The 18,364-nt window shown below is 56.0% G+C and carries 17 protein-coding genes; 7 read left to right on the forward strand and 10 right to left on the reverse strand.

The annotated features are described in order from the left end of the window. Nucleotides 1–63 precede the first annotated feature (63 nt). Both ACR0FB_RS13000 and crcB read left to right on the forward strand, forming a co-directional pair. The gene (locus tag ACR0FB_RS13000) at nt 64–432 is read left to right on the forward strand and encodes a fluoride efflux transporter FluC (protein WP_480621061.1); all 369 of its coding nucleotides are present in this window, start codon (nt 64–66) and stop codon (nt 430–432) included. Then, on the forward strand, nt 429–791 hold the full coding sequence (gene crcB / locus ACR0FB_RS13005; protein WP_171724559.1) for a fluoride efflux transporter CrcB: 363 nt from the start codon (nt 429–431) through the stop codon (nt 789–791). The genes ACR0FB_RS13000 and crcB overlap by 4 nt, the downstream gene beginning before the upstream one ends. Here crcB and ACR0FB_RS13010 read toward each other — a convergent pair. Genes ACR0FB_RS13010 through ACR0FB_RS13035 form a run of 6 tightly spaced genes read right to left on the reverse strand, consistent with a single transcriptional unit; the run spans nt 788 to nt 7,320 of the window. Further along, nucleotides 788–2,311 (reverse strand): DHA2 family efflux MFS transporter permease subunit, encoded by a 1,524-nt coding sequence (locus ACR0FB_RS13010; protein ID WP_480621059.1) that lies wholly within the window; start codon nt 2,309–2,311, stop codon nt 788–790. The genes crcB and ACR0FB_RS13010 overlap by 4 nt on opposite strands. Next, nucleotides 2,308–3,291 carry an HlyD family secretion protein gene (locus tag ACR0FB_RS13015; protein WP_480621057.1) on the reverse strand — a complete coding sequence of 328 codons (984 nt, stop codon included), beginning with the start codon at nt 3,289–3,291 and terminating at the stop codon, nt 2,308–2,310. The genes ACR0FB_RS13010 and ACR0FB_RS13015 overlap by 4 nt, the downstream gene beginning before the upstream one ends. A gap of 34 nt (nt 3,292–3,325) precedes the next feature. Then, complete coding sequence (locus tag ACR0FB_RS13020; RefSeq protein WP_224856200.1) at nt 3,326–3,652, reverse strand: cytochrome o ubiquinol oxidase subunit IV; 327 nt, start codon at nt 3,650–3,652, stop codon at nt 3,326–3,328. Further along, nucleotides 3,645–4,277 (reverse strand): cytochrome c oxidase subunit 3, encoded by a 633-nt coding sequence (locus ACR0FB_RS13025; protein ID WP_171636380.1) that lies wholly within the window; start codon nt 4,275–4,277, stop codon nt 3,645–3,647. The genes ACR0FB_RS13020 and ACR0FB_RS13025 overlap by 8 nt, the downstream gene beginning before the upstream one ends. Then, complete coding sequence (locus ACR0FB_RS13030; protein ID WP_480621055.1) at nt 4,274–6,364, reverse strand: cbb3-type cytochrome c oxidase subunit I; 2,091 nt, start codon at nt 6,362–6,364, stop codon at nt 4,274–4,276. Before ACR0FB_RS13030 ends, ACR0FB_RS13025 begins: the two co-directional genes overlap by 4 nt. Continuing rightward, on the reverse strand, nt 6,361–7,320 hold the full coding sequence (locus ACR0FB_RS13035; protein WP_253283324.1) for a cytochrome ubiquinol oxidase subunit II: 960 nt from the start codon (nt 7,318–7,320) through the stop codon (nt 6,361–6,363). The genes ACR0FB_RS13030 and ACR0FB_RS13035 overlap by 4 nt, the downstream gene beginning before the upstream one ends. A 179-nt stretch (nt 7,321–7,499) precedes the next feature. Between ACR0FB_RS13035 and ACR0FB_RS13040 the strand changes: the two genes are divergently transcribed. The 4 genes from ACR0FB_RS13040 (at nt 7,500) to ACR0FB_RS13055 (ending at nt 13,043) form a co-directional block, all read left to right on the forward strand. Then, nucleotides 7,500–8,741 carry a lytic murein transglycosylase gene (locus ACR0FB_RS13040; RefSeq protein WP_171724564.1) on the forward strand — a complete coding sequence of 414 codons (1,242 nt, stop codon included), beginning with the start codon at nt 7,500–7,502 and terminating at the stop codon, nt 8,739–8,741. 658 nt (nt 8,742–9,399) lie between these two features. Further along, a complete protein-coding gene (locus ACR0FB_RS13045) occupies nt 9,400–10,293 on the forward strand; it encodes a UTP--glucose-1-phosphate uridylyltransferase (RefSeq protein ID WP_480621053.1) in 894 nt (297 codons plus the stop codon). Nucleotides 10,294–10,362: 69 nt separating this feature from the next. After that, nucleotides 10,363–11,802 carry a mannose-1-phosphate guanylyltransferase/mannose-6-phosphate isomerase gene (locus tag ACR0FB_RS13050; RefSeq protein WP_480491012.1) on the forward strand — a complete coding sequence of 480 codons (1,440 nt, stop codon included), beginning with the start codon at nt 10,363–10,365 and terminating at the stop codon, nt 11,800–11,802. 170 nt (nt 11,803–11,972) lie between these two features. Continuing rightward, nucleotides 11,973–13,043 carry a DUF2793 domain-containing protein gene (locus ACR0FB_RS13055; protein ID WP_480621051.1) on the forward strand — a complete coding sequence of 357 codons (1,071 nt, stop codon included), beginning with the start codon at nt 11,973–11,975 and terminating at the stop codon, nt 13,041–13,043. Nucleotides 13,044–13,302: 259 nt separating this feature from the next. On the opposite strand, the gene ACR0FB_RS13060 is transcribed toward ACR0FB_RS13055, so the two are convergent. From ACR0FB_RS13060 to ACR0FB_RS13075, 4 genes are all read right to left on the reverse strand, one after another. Next, nucleotides 13,303–14,049: an outer membrane protein gene (locus ACR0FB_RS13060; protein WP_480621049.1), complete on the reverse strand. Its 747-nt coding sequence runs from the start codon at nt 14,047–14,049 to the stop codon at nt 13,303–13,305. A gap of 17 nt (nt 14,050–14,066) precedes the next feature. After that, nucleotides 14,067–15,176 carry an HlyD family secretion protein gene (locus tag ACR0FB_RS13065; RefSeq protein WP_480621047.1) on the reverse strand — a complete coding sequence of 370 codons (1,110 nt, stop codon included), beginning with the start codon at nt 15,174–15,176 and terminating at the stop codon, nt 14,067–14,069. Between the two features lie 143 nt (nt 15,177–15,319). Continuing rightward, nucleotides 15,320–16,984 carry a sulfatase-like hydrolase/transferase gene (locus ACR0FB_RS13070; RefSeq protein ID WP_209835065.1) on the reverse strand — a complete coding sequence of 555 codons (1,665 nt, stop codon included), beginning with the start codon at nt 16,982–16,984 and terminating at the stop codon, nt 15,320–15,322. A 4-nt stretch (nt 16,985–16,988) separates the two neighbouring features. Next, nucleotides 16,989–17,210 (reverse strand): hypothetical protein, encoded by a 222-nt coding sequence (locus ACR0FB_RS13075; protein WP_480491007.1) that lies wholly within the window; start codon nt 17,208–17,210, stop codon nt 16,989–16,991. Nucleotides 17,211–17,267: 57 nt separating this feature from the next. On the opposite strand from ACR0FB_RS13075, the gene ACR0FB_RS13080 reads away from it, so the two are divergent. After that, nucleotides 17,268–18,215, forward strand: coding sequence for an AraC family transcriptional regulator (locus tag ACR0FB_RS13080; protein ID WP_480608983.1), 948 nt, complete (start codon nt 17,268–17,270; stop codon nt 18,213–18,215). The last annotated feature ends 149 nt before the right edge of the window (nt 18,216–18,364 follow it).

The raw sequence follows: 18,364 nt of genomic DNA on the forward strand, positions 1-18,364 counted from the left end.
AAGGCGACAGGCATACACTTGACAAAGACGCATTCCCAACCCCGACGCGACCGAAAGAGCCTTATGTTTCTCGCCGTCTTTGTCGGAGGGGCGCTGGGATCGTTGTTGCGCGAAGTTTTCGCGCTGGAAATCCCCGGCCTCAGTTTCCTCACGTCGACCTTCGGCATTAACGTGGCGGCCTGTTTCGTCTTGGGGTGGCTGTATTCAATACGTCACAAGGTGCACGCGCATGTTCTGCATCTGGGCGCGGTCGGATTTTGTGGTGGGTTGTCCACCTTTTCATCTTTTGTAGCTGATCTGGAACGTATTGCCGAAAGTGATCTTTGGGCCGTGCCGCTTGCTGTCGGGTTGGAAGTCGCGTTAGGCATTGGCGCTGCCCTGGTCGGAGAGAAGCTGGGCAACCATTTTCATTCCGAGAGGTCACCGTCATGAATGACCTCTATCTTCATGCGATGTTCGGACTGGGCGGAGGCCTGGGGGCGGTCCTGCGTCATTGGCTGGCTTTGAAAGTGCGGCACGATTTGCCCTTTTCGACGTTGATCGTCAATGTATTGGGCAGCCTGCTGCTGGGGATCTGGATCGGCTATCTGGGCGGCCCTGTCGACATCCCCGAGGATCAAAGACGGCTGGTCTTTGGATTCTGCGGCGGGTTCACCACCTTTTCCAGCTTTGCCTATCAATCTCTTGAACTTCGGCGCGAGCGGACTCTGGTTCTGGCAGCTGGCAATATCCTGATCAGCCTGGTGCTGTGCTGGTTCGCCCTGTGGCTTGGGCTGACCTTGACGCGCTAATGCACATGAGCGGCAACATGTGACCCGGGCTTCGGAGCGCGACAAAAGAAAAGCAATGGAATTGTCGCCAAGGCAAGCAGACCCAGATTGTTGAAAACGGTCAAATAGGAAATCATCTCGGCCTGCTTCATGATTTCCTGGCCCAGAATGGCAGCACCTTCAGCGCTGTCCGGCGCAAGGCCAAGCGGGCTCAGATACGCCTGGGCCGCGGGGTTGTAGGGCGTCACATTCTGGCTGAGCACCGCCGTATTGGTCTGCAACCCGCGTACAACCCAGGTGCCGACCAGCGAGATGCCAACCGACGACCCCAGTTGCCTTGTCACGTTGAACAGACCAGAAGCTTCGTCCTGCCGGCCTTTACTGATGCTCTCGAAAGCCAGTATCGACATGGGCACGAACACAAGACCCATCCCGAGGCCGCTGATGGCCCCCGGCCATGCGAGCTCCCAAAAACCGGCATTGAGGTTGATGGCCCCCATCATGAAATTCCCTATTGCTGTCAGCAACAGGCCGATGCCCGCCAGCAGGCGCGGATCGAAGCGGTTTACCAGAACTGCGCCGGTCAGAACCATGGACAGCCCTGCGGTCAGGCCACGCGGAATGAACAGATGGCCCGACGCGATGACTGGGAAATCCAGCAGACTTTGAACAAGCGTCGGCAAAATCGCGATGCCCCCGAACAGAGACACGGCAAAACCCGCGATGATCAGATTGCACAGGGCAAAGTTTCGGTCTGCGAACAGACGCAGGTCCACAACCGAATTGCGAGAGGTCAACGCGTGAAAAATGAAACCAAACGCCCCGAGAATTGCTGCGATCACAGCCACCTGGATGACGCGGGACGACATCCAGTCCAGTGTCTCGCCTTGATCCAGAACGAATTGAAGGCACCCGATCCCAAGAGCCAGCAGAGCAAGGCCTTTCCAATCGATCTGAACCTCCTCGGTTTTGTCTTCCGGCAATTCTCCGGCCAGCAGAAGCAGCGCAAGGGCCGCCACAGGAACATTGACAAAGAAGACCATCCGCCAGGAAAAATATTCGGTCAGGATTGCACCGACCGTTGGCCCCAGTACCGGCGCCACCACGACGCCCAGACCGAAGATGGCCATTGCCTGTCCGCGCTTTTCCCGCGGGAAGGCATCAAATAGAATGGACTGGGACAAAGGGATCAGGAAAGCGCCGAACATGCCCTGAGCCAACCGAAAGGCAACGATGACCTCAAGGCTCCAGGACATGCCGCACATCATCGACATGACGGCAAAACCAGTCACCGCCGTCAGGATCAACCGTCGTCGGCCCACGCGTCGGGCGACGAACCCTGTCAACGGCATGATGACCACCGCGGAAACGATATAGCTGGTCAGAATCCATGTCGCCTGATCGGTCGTCGCCCCGAATGCGGCCTGGATATGCGGCAACGCCACATTGACAATCGTACTGTCCAGGACTTCCAGAATGGCGCTGAGAACAACGGCGATCACGGTCACCATGTTCACATGGCCGGACGCCACAGGGGTCATTTGCCGTCCACCGGACCTGTTGTATCTACGACAACTTTGCTGCTGCCTCCGACACGCAAGGGCGCATCGGTCGGGTCAAGCGCGATCCGAACCGGAAATCGCCGGGTGACCTTGACCCAATTCCCGCTCGCGTTTTCCGAGGGCAACAAGGAAAACGTGTCCCCAGACCCTCGCCCGATTGACGCCACCTTACCTGTGAGCGTCGTTCCGCGGAGCATATCGACACGTATTGTGACCGGCTGCCCCGGACGAATGCGCGCCAATGCGGTCTCTTTGAAGTTCGCGTCCACCCACCAATCGGACGATTCGACAATCGAGAATTGCGGGGCATTGGCGGACACCGAGGATCCTGGTCGAAGAGTCAGATTGGCGATCCATCCGTCGGCCGCAGCATGGATCTTGGTCCAGGCAAGGTTGGTTTGCGCAATTTCAAGTTGTGCCCGCGCAGACAGGATATCATCCTGTTTTGCCTGCAACCCGCTATTCAGTGCCAAAAGGCTGGACTGGCTGGTCGTCAACCTTGCAGAGGCTTGGGCGAAATCCGATGCCGTCTGATCCAGCGATGCCTGCGCGATATCGCCTGATGCGAACAGGGCTTTTGCACGTTCAAAACTCTTCAATGCAGTATCGTAGGCCGATTGGGCGCTGTCCACCGAAGCCTCTGCCGCCGCAATCTGTGTGGAATAGGATTTGGCCTGTTGTATCGCACTATCCAGATTGGCTTTAGCTGCATCCACAGAAGCCTTGAATTGAGTGTCGTCGATCGTGAAAAGCAGATCGCCGTTTTTCACGGGCTGGTTTTCGATCACATGTACATCGGCCACCTGCCCTGTCACCTGTGCAGCGACATAGATGATGTTCGCGCCCAGATATGCATCCTGAGTGGACGGGTAGCGCTCTTCGTGCCTCCAGAACAGAACAAGACCGACTGCAATTGCTGCAAGTATCAAAGCCACGGCTGCGATTTTGAGTGGCTTCATTCTCATATCCCTTTCTGCACGCGCCCCATGCGCATCACATCACATGCATGTGCATTCGAATTGCCAGATTGCCCAGCACCCAGACCGTTCCAAAAATCATGATCAACAGAACCATCGTGGAAAACAGAACCAGATGCAGGTCTTCGCGGCTGCTGCGCCGGCGATCGATGTGCAGGAAATAAACAAGTTGCAGAACAAGTTGGGCCAGACCCAGCAATCCAATTGTCAGGTAAACACCGGGGGTTTCGATCCCAAACAGATGGGCCACGCCGAAGGTCGCAAAAGTCAACAGCAGCGAACCACCGTATCCGATCACATAGCGCCGACGCTCGCGACGGTGCATTTCAGAGCGCTTATCCATAGGTCAGACCTCCGAAATAAACGATGGTGATGATCCCGATCCAGATCAGGTCCAGAAAATGCCAGAACAGGGCCAACCGAACCACGCGCGAGATAATGACGTCCGTCATCCCTTTCACGCGCAACTGGATACCCAGAACGATCAGCCACAAGCACCCAGCGGCGACGTGCAAGCCATGCAGCGGAACCAGTCCGAAGAAAGCCGACAAGAAACCGCTGCGCTGCGGAATGCCACCTTGTTCCGCCATGGCCATGAAATCACGCACCTCTAGCACTAGGAAGCTGATGCCCAGAAAAAGCGTGACGCCAAACCACAAGACAATGCGAGCGCGCGGCAGATTGTATTTCAGCGCCAGCATGGCAAGGCCAACCGTCAGACTGCTTGTCAACAGGATGAGCGTCTGCGCAAAGACGCTTTTGAGATCAAACAGCTCGTGCGGGCCGGGACCACCGGCCTGTGCATCGATCATCGTGATGTAAATCGCAAACATCAGGCCGAAATAGACCAGGTCGCTCATCAAAAAGACCCAGAACCCGAAGGTGACGACCTCGGTCGCCTTGTCAGCACTCGCGTGACGTTCCCCCAGGTTGATACCCGGATAGCTGTGGGTGGGCGCGCGCTTCATGTCACCGCCTCCAGATCGGGGCGGGCGAGGCCGCGATTTTCCGAAGACGTCTCGAAATCGCGATCCACCGCCTTTTCACCGTGAACCAATGCAAGCCAGGCTTCGTGATCCTTGCGCACTTCTTCCGCCGGTATGGTCAGCTCGGTACTGTCGTCGAACGTCCAGACGATCACCGCCAGGATCATCAGAACCGTCATCAATGCAGCCAACCACCAGATCCACCAGACCAGCGCGAACATCCAGATACCACTCATGACACACAGAACGAACCCAATGCCTGTATTGCGCGGCAAATCGATATCTTCATAGGCGTCGGGCGTTGGGTAGGCTGCCCCCTTTTCCTTTGCTGCCGCAAAATCATCCCGGTCCGTAACGGTTGGGATGATCGCAAAGTTGTACGGCGGCGGCGGCGACGGAACAGACCATTCCAACGTCCGTCCATCCCATGGATCTCCAACGGGAACGCGGGTCTTTTCGCGGTCACGGATGCTGACCCAAAGTTGGATCAGAACCGAGAACAACGCGCAGGTAATCACCAGCGCCCCGACGATCGCCACCATCATGAAGGGATGGAAAGATGGGTCATCATAGCTGAAAGAACGGCGCGGCATCCCCATCAGTCCGACGAAATAAAGCGGCATGAAGGTCAGCAAAAATCCTATGGTCCAGAGGGCAACCGTGACGCGGCCCCAGAATTCGTTCAGGCGAAATCCGAATGCCTTGGGGAACCAGTAGTTGTAGGCGGCCAAAAGTCCGAACAGCACACCCGGCAACAGTACGTTGTGGAAGTGGGCCACCAGGAACAGCGTATTGTGTACCTGATAATCCACGGTCGGATTGGCCAGGATCACCCCGCTCAGGCCACCAATCACGAACAACATCAAAAATGCCAAACCATACAGCATCGGCACCGAGAACCGGATGCGCCCCCGCCACAAAGTCGCCATCCAGTCATAGACTTTTACACCGGTGGGAATGGCGATCAGCATGGTTGCGATACCAAAAACGGCGTTGATCAGGGCGCTCTGCCCCATGGTGAAGAAGTGGTGCAGCCAGACGGTAAACGACAGAACCGCGATCGACATCGTGGCGATGACGAGCGAGTTGTAGCCGTAGAGCCTCTTGGCCGAAAAAGTCGCAAAAACTTCGGAGTAGATGCCGTAGGCAGGCAGAACCAGCAGGTAAACCTCGGGGTGGCCGAACAGCCAGAACAGATTGGCATAGTTCATCATGTTGCCGCCGAGGTCATTGGTGAAAAAGTGGAAGTCCAAATAGCGGTCCGCGGCCAGCAAAAGCGCCGCGACGCCCAGCGGCGGCATGGCAAAGACGATCAGGATCGAACTGCATATGATGGTCCAGCAATACATCGGCAGCCGCATGAAGGTCATGCCCGGCGCGCGCATCTTGTAGATCGTAACGGCAAAATTGATACCGGTAAGCGTCGTGCCGATACCCGATACAACGATCGCCCAGATCCAGTAGTCCGGCCCAACGCCCGGATTGAAGGCGGCCCCGGTATACGGTGGGTAGGCCGTCCAGCCACCGGTCGAGAACCGCCCCACGACCAGCGAAACCATAAGCATCATACCGGAAGACACCGTCAGGCCCAGACTGATCTGGTTCAAGCGAGGGAACGCCACATCCCGCGCCCCGATCATCAGCGGAACGACATAGTTCGCGATACCAAAGACAAAAGGCACCGCGACAAAGAAAATCATGATCGTGCCATGGGTGCTGAACAGCTCGGCGAAATGTTCGGCTTCCAGGAACCCGTCGCCCGGGCCCGCGGCTTGCTGCGCGCGCATGACAACGCCTTCCAACACGCCGCGCGCCAGCATGACGATGGCAAAGACGACATACATGATCCCTATCTTCTTGTGATCAACACTGGTCAGCCAATCGCGCCAGAGGGGCGTCCACAACCGAAACCAGCTGAGCAGGCTGACCACGACGACAACGCCAACCAAGACGATTGCGGCCGCGGCGTTGGCAACGATCTCATTTGCGTTCGGGTTCTGGATCAACCCTGTGATCGGAAGCGCATCCCAGTCGAGGCGGCCAAGGAATCCTGAATGGGACGGCGTCATTGCTGCACCACCTGCCCGAAGGATGCCGTTCCCGGCTGTTGATCAACCGGCAGCGCTTTGCCGCTGTGATAGCGGTGCAGGATCGTTTGAAACAAATCTTGTTCCATCGTGAAGTACAGCGCGTCCTTTGGCATCTTGTCGGTGCCCAGCGCCGCCTGCACCTCATCCCTGTCTGTCCGCATCGCGAGCATCTGATACGTTTCCGGGTCCAGTCGGATACCATTTTCGCGCACTTTCTGGGCCCAGCTTTCAAATTCATCACTGTTCATGGCAACGGTACGAAATTTCTGTTTGGTAAAACCCCGCCCGTTGTACTGCGTGTTCTCGCCTTGCATGACCTCGGGGACGTCCGCGACCAGATGCAGTTGGGTGGTCATTCCCGGCATCGCGTAAATCTGGCCCGCCAGCGCAGGGATCATGAAGGATTGCATGACGGTATCGGTGGTCAGCGTCATAGCCACTTGCTTTTTGGTGGGAATGCCGAACTCGCCCACACTGGCAATACCAAGATCGGGATAGATGAACAGCCACTTCCAATCCAGCCCGACAACCTGCACGCGCAAGGCCGGATCTTCACCAAACGCCGACGCGTATGGATCAAGCCGATGGGTGGCCTTCCAAAGGTAGAACGACAGGAGCGCCACAATCACAACGGGCACACCCCACATGAGGAATTCCAGTTTCGCGGAAAAATCCCAATCCGGTCGGTAAGCTGCGTGACTGTTCCTTCTGCGGCGATAACGAAACGCGATCAACGGTACCAGTATCAGCACAGGGATAACAGCCACCATGATCAAAGCGGTCGCCCGCAGCAGATGCGTTTTCTGGATGGCGGCAATGGGTCCTTGCGGATCCATGAAACTGTCGCTGGCGGAAACCATGTGCGGCATCGACACAAACAGGATCACCGCCATCGCAAGCAAAGGGATTGGATTGGGCGTTTTTACATGTGCCATGACTGACTGCCCCTTCCTCAAACAAAATATCATTCGACTATCGACAAGTGCGTGAATTTTCTCAAGAGTTTTTCAAACCACCAATTGCCCAAGTCTATCCCGATTCAACTTCGGGTAAATGGGCCCAAGCCATTGCGGCATCTTCCCGTTGACTTGCAATCCCAACCGGGACAGACAAAATGACGATGCGTATTCTGGTATTCTCTTTCGGGTTCATCCTGCTCTTTCAGCCCTTGTTGGCACAGGATCGTGCGGCGATCGAACGCCAGTTTCAGTCGTGGTTGCAAGAAACCATTTGGCCTCGGGCAAAGGCCAAAGGTGTGACACGCGAGACGATGCAAGCAGCCCTTTCCGGCGTGACCCTTGACTGGAAATTGCCTGATCTGGTGCCTCCGGGAAGCGCGCGCAAAACGCCCAAGGTCCAGAAGCAGGCCGAGTTTGGCTCACCCGGTCGCTATTTCAATCCGGGGTCGGTACAAGGCGCAACATCGGCAGGACGGAAAATGGCACGGCGCCATGCCGCAACTCTGGCGGCGGTCGAAGCCGAAACCGGCGTTCCTGCCCGCATTATTCTGGCGATCTGGGGAAGAGAGAGCGGATACGGACAGGTTCCGATCCGGCATGATGCTTTCCGGGTACTGTCGACCAAGGCTTTCATGAGCACCCGGGCAGACTATTTCACAGCCGAGCTTGTTGCCGCGCTGCAAATCGCAGAAGCAGGGCACCAGCCCGCCCGGCAAATGAAAAGCAGTTGGGCTGGCGCTTTGGGTCAGCCTCAGTTCATGCCGTCCAACTATTTGTCCTATGCTGCCGACGGCAACGGCGACGGAGCGGCTGATATTTGGGGGTCACCCGAAGATACGATTGCGTCAATCGGAAACTACCTCATGAAACACGGCTGGGTTCCTGCACGGGATTGGGGATTCGAGGTTGTCGTACCCCAAAATGTCTCTTGCGCTTTGGAAGGCCCCGATCAGGGGCGACCTATTCAGGACTGGGTTGAGATGGGTGTACGTCGCGTCTCGGGCAAACCCTTTCCAGCCCATGAGCTGCGTGGTGACGGGTACTTGATGATGCCCGCAGGACGACATGGTCCGGCATTTCTGGTCACGCCAAACTTCTACGTTCTGAAGGAATACAACAAAAGCGACCTGTATGCCTTGTTTGTCGGCCATGTTGGCGACCGTATTCAATACGGTATCGGAGATTTCAATGGTGCTTGGGGAAAGGTCGGCGGGCTGTACAGATCTGATATCGCCAAGATGCAGCAGGCGTTGGAACAAAAAGGGCATGATGTCGGAGGGGTCGATGGGCTGCCGGGGTTCAAAACGCGTCGTTCGATAGGTCGATGGCAAGAGACCCTGGGCATCGAACAGACCTGCTTTCCGGATGCGCTGATGAAAACAAGCCTGGCCCCGTGAGGCAAACCAAGTTGTTCAGCCGACTCTGACACCCGGCCGGCTCATCGATCCAATGTGCAACAATCAGGCGCTTCCAGAACCTATCAACGGAACCTCGTAACAATTGTTGCCCATTCGAAAACAAACTCTAAAAGGGAAAATCAAAAACTCGGATGCGTTGAACAAGGCGGTCAGCCGCCCTTGTGGAAGTAAGAAACTCTGTCCGTCTGCACCCTTTGACGCGGTATGTCCTTCAGACCCCGTGCTTCCGAAAATGAGGGTTGTGGGCTGCTTTGGGCGGGTCGCGGTTTCCGGTTGGGAAAACCACGCAAAAATAACACGATACGCGGTGCGGCAACACAGTCGGGTCGGTTCGGGGAACCTCGTGATCTGCAAGATACGCCGCGAAGAACAAGCCTATGAATTTTTCGTGATGGACCAATGCGATATATCCCGCTCTTCACCGTGCAGTCAGCCAATGATCCAAGCACATGGTACGCAAATTCAGTATGGATACCGCATCAGAGCGGACTTTTGACTCCTCCCTGGCAAGGTGGCACGATTTGACTGATAGCAGCCTGATCCATCAGGCATCATTGATTGACAGGGCATTGCGGCCTATGAGGACATTCCGGACATTTCCTGCTCTGCTGGCAAAACTTGATAATTGAGAGGCACCATGACACGCAAAGTTACCAAAGCGGTTTTTCCTGTAGCGGGCATGGGAACGCGTTTTTTGCCAGCGACAAAATCCGTTCCAAAAGAAATCATGACGCTGGTGGATCGTCCATTGGTGCAATACGCAATTGACGAAGCCCGTGCAGCCGGGATCAAGGAATTCATTTTTGTAACGTCACGCGGGAAATCCGCGCTGGAAGACTATTTCGACCACAACCTGGTGCTGGAGCAGGAGCTGAAAGCCAAAGGCAAAAACAAACTTCTGGACGTGCTGAACAAAACGAATATGGAAAGCGGCGCGATCGCTTATATCCGCCAGCACAAAGCTCTGGGGCTTGGACACGCGGTCTGGTGCGCCCGGCGGCTGATCGGCGATGAACCATTTGCCGTCATGCTGCCTGACGACGTCATCGCCGCCGACAAACCCTGTCTGCAACAGATGATCGAGGCCTACGGAGACACCGGTGGCAACATGGTCGCGGCGATGGAAGTTCCGAAGGAAAAGACCAGCTCTTACGGCGTGCTCGATGTTGGCGACAATATCGGGTCCGTCGTCCCCACCCGAGGCATGGTTGAAAAGCCTGACCCATCAGAAGCGCCATCCAATTTGGCAGTCATCGGCCGGTACGTGCTTCGGCCGTCCGTTTTGAACAACCTCAACGCAAAAAAAACCGGAAGCGGTGGCGAAATCCAGCTGACCGACGCCATCGCCCAGGACATTGCCGCCGGAGTGCCGGCCTACGGCTATAAATTCGATGGTCAGCGTTTTGATTGCGGTTCAAAATCAGGCTTTTTGCAAGCCACCGTTGCTTTTGCTCTTGCCCGCGAAGACCTGCGCGATGATCTGAGCCAATATCTGAATGACATTGTCGCCACGGGGAAAGCTGCTCAGTAGTCACAGATTGTTTTACTTGACCAAAAACATGGCAATACTGTCAGTCACCCGCAATTCGAAGGCACGTGCATGACCAATACAGTCTACCCCGTCATTCTTTGCGGTGGTTCGGGAACACGTTTGTGGCCCCTGTCGCGCAAAAGCTATCCCAAGCAATTCGTTCCTCTGGTCGGTGAAACAAGCCTGTTGCAGAATTGCGCGGAACGGATGCTCGGCCCTTCTCAGGCCCCGTATGCAAAGCCACTTGTTCTGACCAACGAGGCTTTTCGCTTTATTGTCCCGGAACAATTGATGGCCGTCGGAATTGACCCCGGCCCAATTCTGATCGAGCCCGAAGGTCGAAACACCGCCCCCGCTGTTCTTGCTGCAGCCTTGTATCTGGCGGCGCGAGATCCGGATGGCATCATGCTGGTGGCGCCGTCTGATCACGTGGTTCCGGACATGGACGCCTTTCATCAAGCCGTCGCCGAAGGCGTACGGGCAATAAGTGAACGGCGCGATCTGGTAACTTTCGGCATCACTCCAACGCACCCGGAAACCGGATACGGCTATCTCAAACTCCGCCATCCGCCGGATACGTCCCAAGAAGCTGTTCCATTGGATCGTTTTGTGGAAAAACCTGACCGGAAAACGGCCGAGGCTATGCTGTCGGATGGCAGCTATCTTTGGAACTCGGGGATCTTCCTGTTTGCAGTTCGCGATATCCTTGCAGCTTTTGAACAGCACGCGAGCGAACTGATCCCGCCGGTTCAAAAGGCCGTAGCCGAGGCAAAAACGGATTTGGGATTTCTTCGACTGGACCCGGCGGCATGGGCAGGTGTGGAAGACATTTCGATAGACTATGCAGTGATGGAAAAGGCCCTGAACCTGAGCGTGGTGCCTTATTCCGCTGGCTGGTCCGATGTCGGAAGCTGGACCGCGGTCCAAGAGCTGTCGAACCCCGATGAAGACGGTGTGGCGACCAACGGAGAAGTAACAGCAATCGACTGCCGCAATGCACTGATACGGTCCGAGTCTCCAGCACAGGAAGTCGTGGCAATGGGTTTGGAAAACGTAATTGCCATTGCGATGCCCGATGCGGTTCTGGTCGCGAGCATGGACAAGGCCCAGGACGTGAAACAGGCCGTTGCAGCGCTGAAGGCCAAGGGGGCGAAGCAGGCAGAATCCCTGCCGGTGGATCATCGTCCGTGGGGCTGGTTCGAAAGCCTTGTGATCGGAGACAGGTTTCAGGTCAAACGCATCCATGTGCATCCCGGTGCGTCGCTCAGCCTGCAATCTCACCATCATCGTTCCGAGCATTGGATCGTGGTTGAAGGCACGGCCAAGGTCACTATCGATGATCAGGAGCGTTTGGTAACCGAAAACCAATCCGTCTATATCCCACTGGGAGCGACACACCGAATGGAAAACCCCGGGAAAGTTCCCATGGTTTTGATCGAAGTTCAGACTGGCACCTATCTGGGTGAAGACGACATCATCCGATACGACGACATCTACGCCCGAGATTGATTCCCGGGCATTGCTCTGCACGGGAACGCCTATCGGAGGGTTCTCCGCAGACATCAGAATCTTACCAAAATCTTCCCTGGGCGGTCGGCCCGGTCAGACAGGATTGACGCGCTTTGCGGCAGGGTAGCGCGCAACCGAAGCTTCGGACCGACGCCACAGGAGGACCCCCCGTGTCACAAACATCCCCCCGATTGAACCTGCCTTTGCTGCAACCGGCACAAGCGCAAAAACACGTTACCCACAACGAAGCCCTGAGACAGCTCGATCTGGTCGTGCAACTCTCGGTACGGTCCACAGATTCCGGGACACCTCCTGTTGTCCCCGAGCAAGGCGAAGTTCATGCCCTTGGAGCCAACCCGACCGGGGACTGGACAGGACATGCCGGTGAACTTGCCGCCTGGCTGGACAACGCCTGGCATTTTGTGACCCCCGACATTGGCTGGCGCGCCTGGGATGAAGCGGCCGGAGATCTGAAATACTGGACAGGAACAGCCTGGGCCCCCCTTCCAGTCAGCACGCAGAACCTGGACGGAGTCGGGGTCGCGACCAATTCAGACAGTACGAACCGTTTATCCGTTCGCAGCCCGGCGACCTTGCTGAGCCACGAAGGCGGCGGGCATCAGCTGAAGATCAACAAAGCCAGCACAGGTGATACCGCGTCGCTGTTGTTCCAATCGAACTGGACGGGTCACGCGGAAATGGGACTGTCTGGCACAACCGGATTTTCCATCAAAGTGTCTCCTGACGGCGGCAATTGGACTGAAGCGATGACCTTTGATCCCGTAGCCGGAACCGTGTCGGGGGCAGCTGTTCAGGCGGACGCCAGCGACACGACTTCGGGCCGACTGATGCGCGCCGACTACGGATACGGCCCTGGAAACCTTCTTGGAACAGTGGCGGAAAACGCAGGTGTTCCGACCGGCGCTGTCATTGAGCGCGGCAGCAATGCCAACGGAGATTATGTGCGGTTTGCCGACGGCACTCAGATCTGTACGGCCACTCTTGCGCCCGTGGCCTGCACGACTGCTGAGGGTGCTCTTTTCAAAAACGGCCCAATAACCTGGGATTTTCCGGCTGACTTTTCGACGCCCCCGAACCTGAACGGTACCGGAGGTATTGCAACCCGTTTTACCGGGTTTGATACACCTTCGTCGTCCCAATCGACATTCATTGTCTTCTCGGCGATCTCGGATGCGGCAGCCTTGGCGCCATCCGTCACGGCCATTGGTCGCTGGTTCTGACAGGCAGGGCCGCCTGGATACCGGAATCAGGCGGCCAATCCGACAGCAGATCGGTTGCGACCCGTTCCGCGTTTACCCGCGCCACCAGATTTGCAGCCCTTCATCACACCGGCAAAAGCAGGATGGTTGGTGGAGCGCCCGCTCACGGAACGCAGCAAACAACTTGTAAGAAAAAGTTTGCACCGACCAAACATGCACGCCTCCCCGACTGACGTCTCGTACCAAGTCAAAGCCGAAGACAATATTCGTTTACAATCAATCAGAATCGGTAGGTCGCCCCGATCACCGGCCCGGACTGATGGAACTCGAAATCATTGCCGCCAATCTCATGGTCGAAGGCGATATAGCGATATCCGCCACGGATCACCCATCTGTCATTGATAGCATAATCTGCCGTCAACAGAACCTGCCACGTTTCGCTGTCACTGCGGAAGCCGCCATAATCAACGAACCCGGTTCCCGTCCATTTGTCGGAAAAAACGTAACGTATTCTTGCGCCAATGACCGGGTCTACCCAATCGTCGTCCACAACGGTCGTGCGCCCAGGTGCCGAACCGGACGTCAGTGTGAAATTGGTTTCGGTGCTGAACCATCTGAAACCACCGGCAATGTCCAGTTGAACGGAAGGATCTTCATAGACCCGATAGGCCACGTACCCACTTAGGAACTGGGTGGTGAATGATGTATCGAGAGTGGATCCAGACGGACCGGCACCACTGTTGCTGAAGGATAAATTTGTATAATTGTAGTCAGCCAGCAGGCTCCAACGCCCATTGGATGCCGCAAACGCGCCCATAAAGGCGAAATCCAGGTTGCTCAGAGCGTCAGAAAAACTCAACGTGCCGTCCAATGTTCCTGACGGGGTCTCGATAGACGTTTCCGTTTCAGGCATGAAAAGGTAAATCGTCGCTTCATGGGACCAATCGCTTTGCTGCGCGGAAGCGGTTGTGCCATACGCCGCAACCAAGGCCAAACCCGCGCCTTTTATTGCCAGTTCTGTTTTCATCTCGTCCCTCCAATATTTCAGATGTAATTCAGCATTTTGGTGATCCAGAACAGGATTTCCGCCAACACACCGATTGCGCCCGCCTTGTCCGTAACCACCAGCGCAGTGCCGGAAGTCCCGAACGGAAAATCTTCGATATTGATCTGGTCCGGAACTGCGATTTGCACCGGATAGCTGGACACGCCAGCCAGATCGCGCAGTGAAGGAAGGCCCGTGCGCGAGTCAACAACGCCCTCTGCCGTTCCCACGGGCAACGATATGACGGTCCCAGGTATTTCGCCGCCCGGCTGGATTCGCAGCGCAAGGCGGATCTGGTCGCCGACGGAAACGTTCATGCGACTTGATTGGGGCAAACTTGCGATCAGATGGCGGTCATCGGGGACAACAAAAGAGATCGCCCCCTGTGCGATAGATACACGATTTCCTGGACGCAGAGAAACGGCGGTGACAAAGCCGTCTTCCGGCGCGCGCACGACTGTTTGTTCCAGATTCCAAAGCGCCCGCGCCAAAGCCTGCTCAGCCTCGACCACGCCGGCATCAATGCCGTCGATCTTGGCGGCAATCCGCCGCTCCAGACCGGCTTTGCGCGCCTCGGCCGCGCGCAGGCTTGCGGACAATTGATCGATGGCAGACACGGCTTCCTGCAACTGGAAGGTCGTCGATGCCCCCCGCTTCTCAAGATCGACAATGTCGTCACGGCGCTGGACGCCAAAGGTCAATTGCGCGGTGAGGGATTCAATGTCGGCTTCCGCCGCTGCCAGATCGGACTGGAACTGATCTGCCGCAGAACGCGCAGTTTCAAGACTGGCTGTCAGCCGGGCGACTTCGATCCGAAAGGGTGTATCGTCAATCCGGAACAGCGGATCCCCTTTCGCAACCCGCTCATTGGGGCGAACCGAAACGTCAACAACAGTACCTGACACATTGGGGGCAATGTTGGTGGCAACGCCTTGCACCGAAACAGGCCCTGTCGGTGTGGTGTGGTTGAGGGCACCGATTACAACCAGAGCAATGATTGCGGCACCCCCATAGACGACAGATTTCCAGAACCGGTTCCATGGAAGCAGCCCCAGCTTGGAAAACACCACCCAGATCACTCCGAAATAGAGACCTAAGACAATAAGCATATGTTTACTCCATTGCGCAGAGCTGCTGATACCAGCGGGGCGCAAGATTGGTTTCGGATGCGGCCAAGAAGTACGCCAACGCTTGCCCTATTTGCGTGTCGATTTCGCGGCCGCGCATTTCTGTTGACGCGCGCGGCCTTGTTTCATTGTTGCGCCGAAGATCGTTTGACCATGAAAGCCTCGACTGCCTGTTGCGTTTCCGGCCGCAGGTTTTCAATTCCTTCATACGGCATTCCTGTGGCCGGGCCAGTATCGGGGAACAGCTCTTTTCTCGCCATGTGGCGTCCCAGTATGCGGACGAACTCCTGCCCGCCCCAAGCACCAACTTCGGTCGAAACCGGGTACTTTTCGTGCGTGTCGCGCATCACATCAAAGAAATCTGCAATGATCGCGTTTTGACCCGGCCCGGGCAGGTTGAGCTTCAGCTTGTCCTTGACGACCGCCTTTGGGGTATTCACCGAATAGATGATCACGTGATCACGCCGACCTTTGCTTTCATCTTGAAACAGGATCGAGGCAGATTGATCCACGCCATCAATCAACCGGTCTCGGGGAATATGCTGAACCGCGCCGCCGAAACGAGCCAGCGTCGTATAAAGATCAGACACATGAATAATGTTGTTGATCATGCTGTCTGGTTCAATCAGAGCCGGCCACCTTATGAAAGCGTCCACGCGAACGCCGCCCTCGGTCGTATCGCCTTTGCCTCCGCGATAGACCATTGGCGTAAAACCAGATGCCGGTGAATACTTGGTGAAGTGGCCGTTATCGCCCATCAACACGACAATCGTATTATCCGCCACGCCAAGCTCGTCCATGCGAGTGAAGATTTCGCCCAAATACGTATCCAGCTCTTGCAGTTTGTCGGCGTACAGACCTCCATTGACGCTTTCCGGCCCGTCACGCCCGGCCCGCGTGTTGTCCAGCGGGATCATCGGCCAATACTGTAGGAAGAAAGGCTCAGTACCGCCGGCCAAGCGTTCCAGTTCACTCAGGGTTTTGTCCTGAAAAGCTTGGTTCATCTCATCATATTTGGCTGCGTTCCAACGCTCACCCGGCTCCATTCGGATCTCACGAACAGGTCCGCCGGCATTTCCTTCGATCACCGTGGCCATGGCCGATGCATCGGGGCGGAACCAGTCGTCGATCGTGTAATCGTCGACAAAATCTGCGATACCAACAGAAACCTGCTCGCGGATTGCATCGTCATTGAAAATCGTCAGCTGACCCTGTTGATGAACGGCGTGCTGCGCATAGTCGAACCCCTGGTTCATTGCCCAGCTCTCGGCAATGTCACCCATGTGCCACTTCCCGACATGCGAGGTTGCATATCCTTCGGCCTTCAGAACCTCGGCAAGCGTCACTTCCTCTCCGGGCAGACCGAAACCGGCGATGTCGACGGTCGTATCACCCATTCCGATCCGAACCGGCAGACGACCGGTCGTCTGGGCCACACGTGTCGGGGTGCAGGATGGCTCTGTATACATGCGCACCATGCGCATCGCTTCGTCAGAAAAATCGTTGATGTTTGGGGTACTGATGCCGCGTACCGCGTTCAATTCTGGGATACCCATATCCCCAAAACCGATGTCATCGACCAGAATACTGATGATGTTCGGGGGGTTGCCACCGTTCTCGTCTCGAAATGCCGCGAGAGCCTGATCAACGGCTGTATCGTCCTGTTCCCAGGCATCCTTGTTCTGGGCCTGAAGGATATAAAACTCGGAATCATGCGCAATGGGTGCATCCTGCGCGTAGGCAGGTGCGCTGATCGCCAGAGAACCCAGCAAAAACAACTTGAGATCCATTTCTTTAGGTTTCCTTTTTCCTTGGGTTTTCTTCTCGCTCCAGACCCTGTGCGATAAGATCGTGGGCGACACTGGAAAGTGTCTGACCGGTTAAATCCGCAAGACGCGTAAGCCTGTGACGCTGTGAGGGTGTAAGAAGGGTCACGATCCGTTCCGACCGCACTTCTGCTTTCGGAAGCGGAGGGCGACCACGTTTGGGCGCGGAAAGCGGATCGGGCAATTTCATTTGAACATATTCCTATGTTTCGACTAAGCTTTTCATGCAAACTACAGGGGAGATATTTTGCACCGCATCAAAAAATCGACAAAACTAGACTTGGCCCCGCCCGAAGCGCCCCGGTTTTTTGCGGCCACTTTCCGTGATCCGAACCAGATCGCCGCAATATCCAAATGGGATATGGATTTCCGTCAGATCGAAGACGGCGAAATGCAGGCTGATTTCAAGGTTAGATCCGGCCCGCTTATTTCCGTTATGAAGTTTGGTTTCTCGCGGCGTGTGCACCAGATCGGCGCGTCTCCGAAGGGGCACATCACATTTGGCATCCCTACCCATTCAAGACTGACGGACTGGAACGGTACCAGCATCGAAACGCCACCGTTTCTGTCCTTCGGCAGCGGCGATGAGTTCGACTGTATCAGCGACAGCGGGTTCGGCGGATATACGATGACCGTTGAAACTGAGAATGCGATGAAAATAGGCGAGAAGCTGGGGATCGCAGTTTCTGATACGGAATTCCGGGCATTTTTGTTACCTGCAACGCCACCTGATCGCTCGGCTGCGCTTTTGAACGACATTCAGACTTTGTTGGCGAACCCAAATTCGTCAGAACAGGGCGAAACCCATTTGATCGAAGAGATACTGCGGATCGCTTTGGGGGGCGGGGCGGATCGCAGGGAACCGCGGATAAACCGAAAAGCTCTGGCACTTGCTGCGGCCATTGATCGGATGACGGCGACCCCGGACGAAAACGTCCCCATCAGCGAGATCTGCGGGGATATCAGTGTGTCATTGCGCACATTGGAACGCGCGTTCAACGAAAAATTCGGTATCGGCCCAAAGGCCTATTACACAAGGTTCCGCCTTAACAGGGTTCGCAGCCTGCTTGCAGAACAAGGCAAAGATCTGTCAATTTCTGACGCCGCAAACCGATATGGCTTTTGGCATATCGGGCAGTTCTCACAAGATTACAAAAAGTGTTTCGGCGAATTGCCATCGGCCACTGTCGATTGAAAACACTTGGCTTTGTGCTGTTTGTGACCATGGCCTTTCATGGAAGCAAAATCGAAACCGCGCAAAAGCTCAGCAGGTCAGGCTCGGGCCGCATTCCATTTCAGGCACATGCGCCGTCATGATCCACAAAATTTTGCTCAACTCTCGCG

The organism is Ruegeria sp. P10 (genome assembly GCF_056534925.1).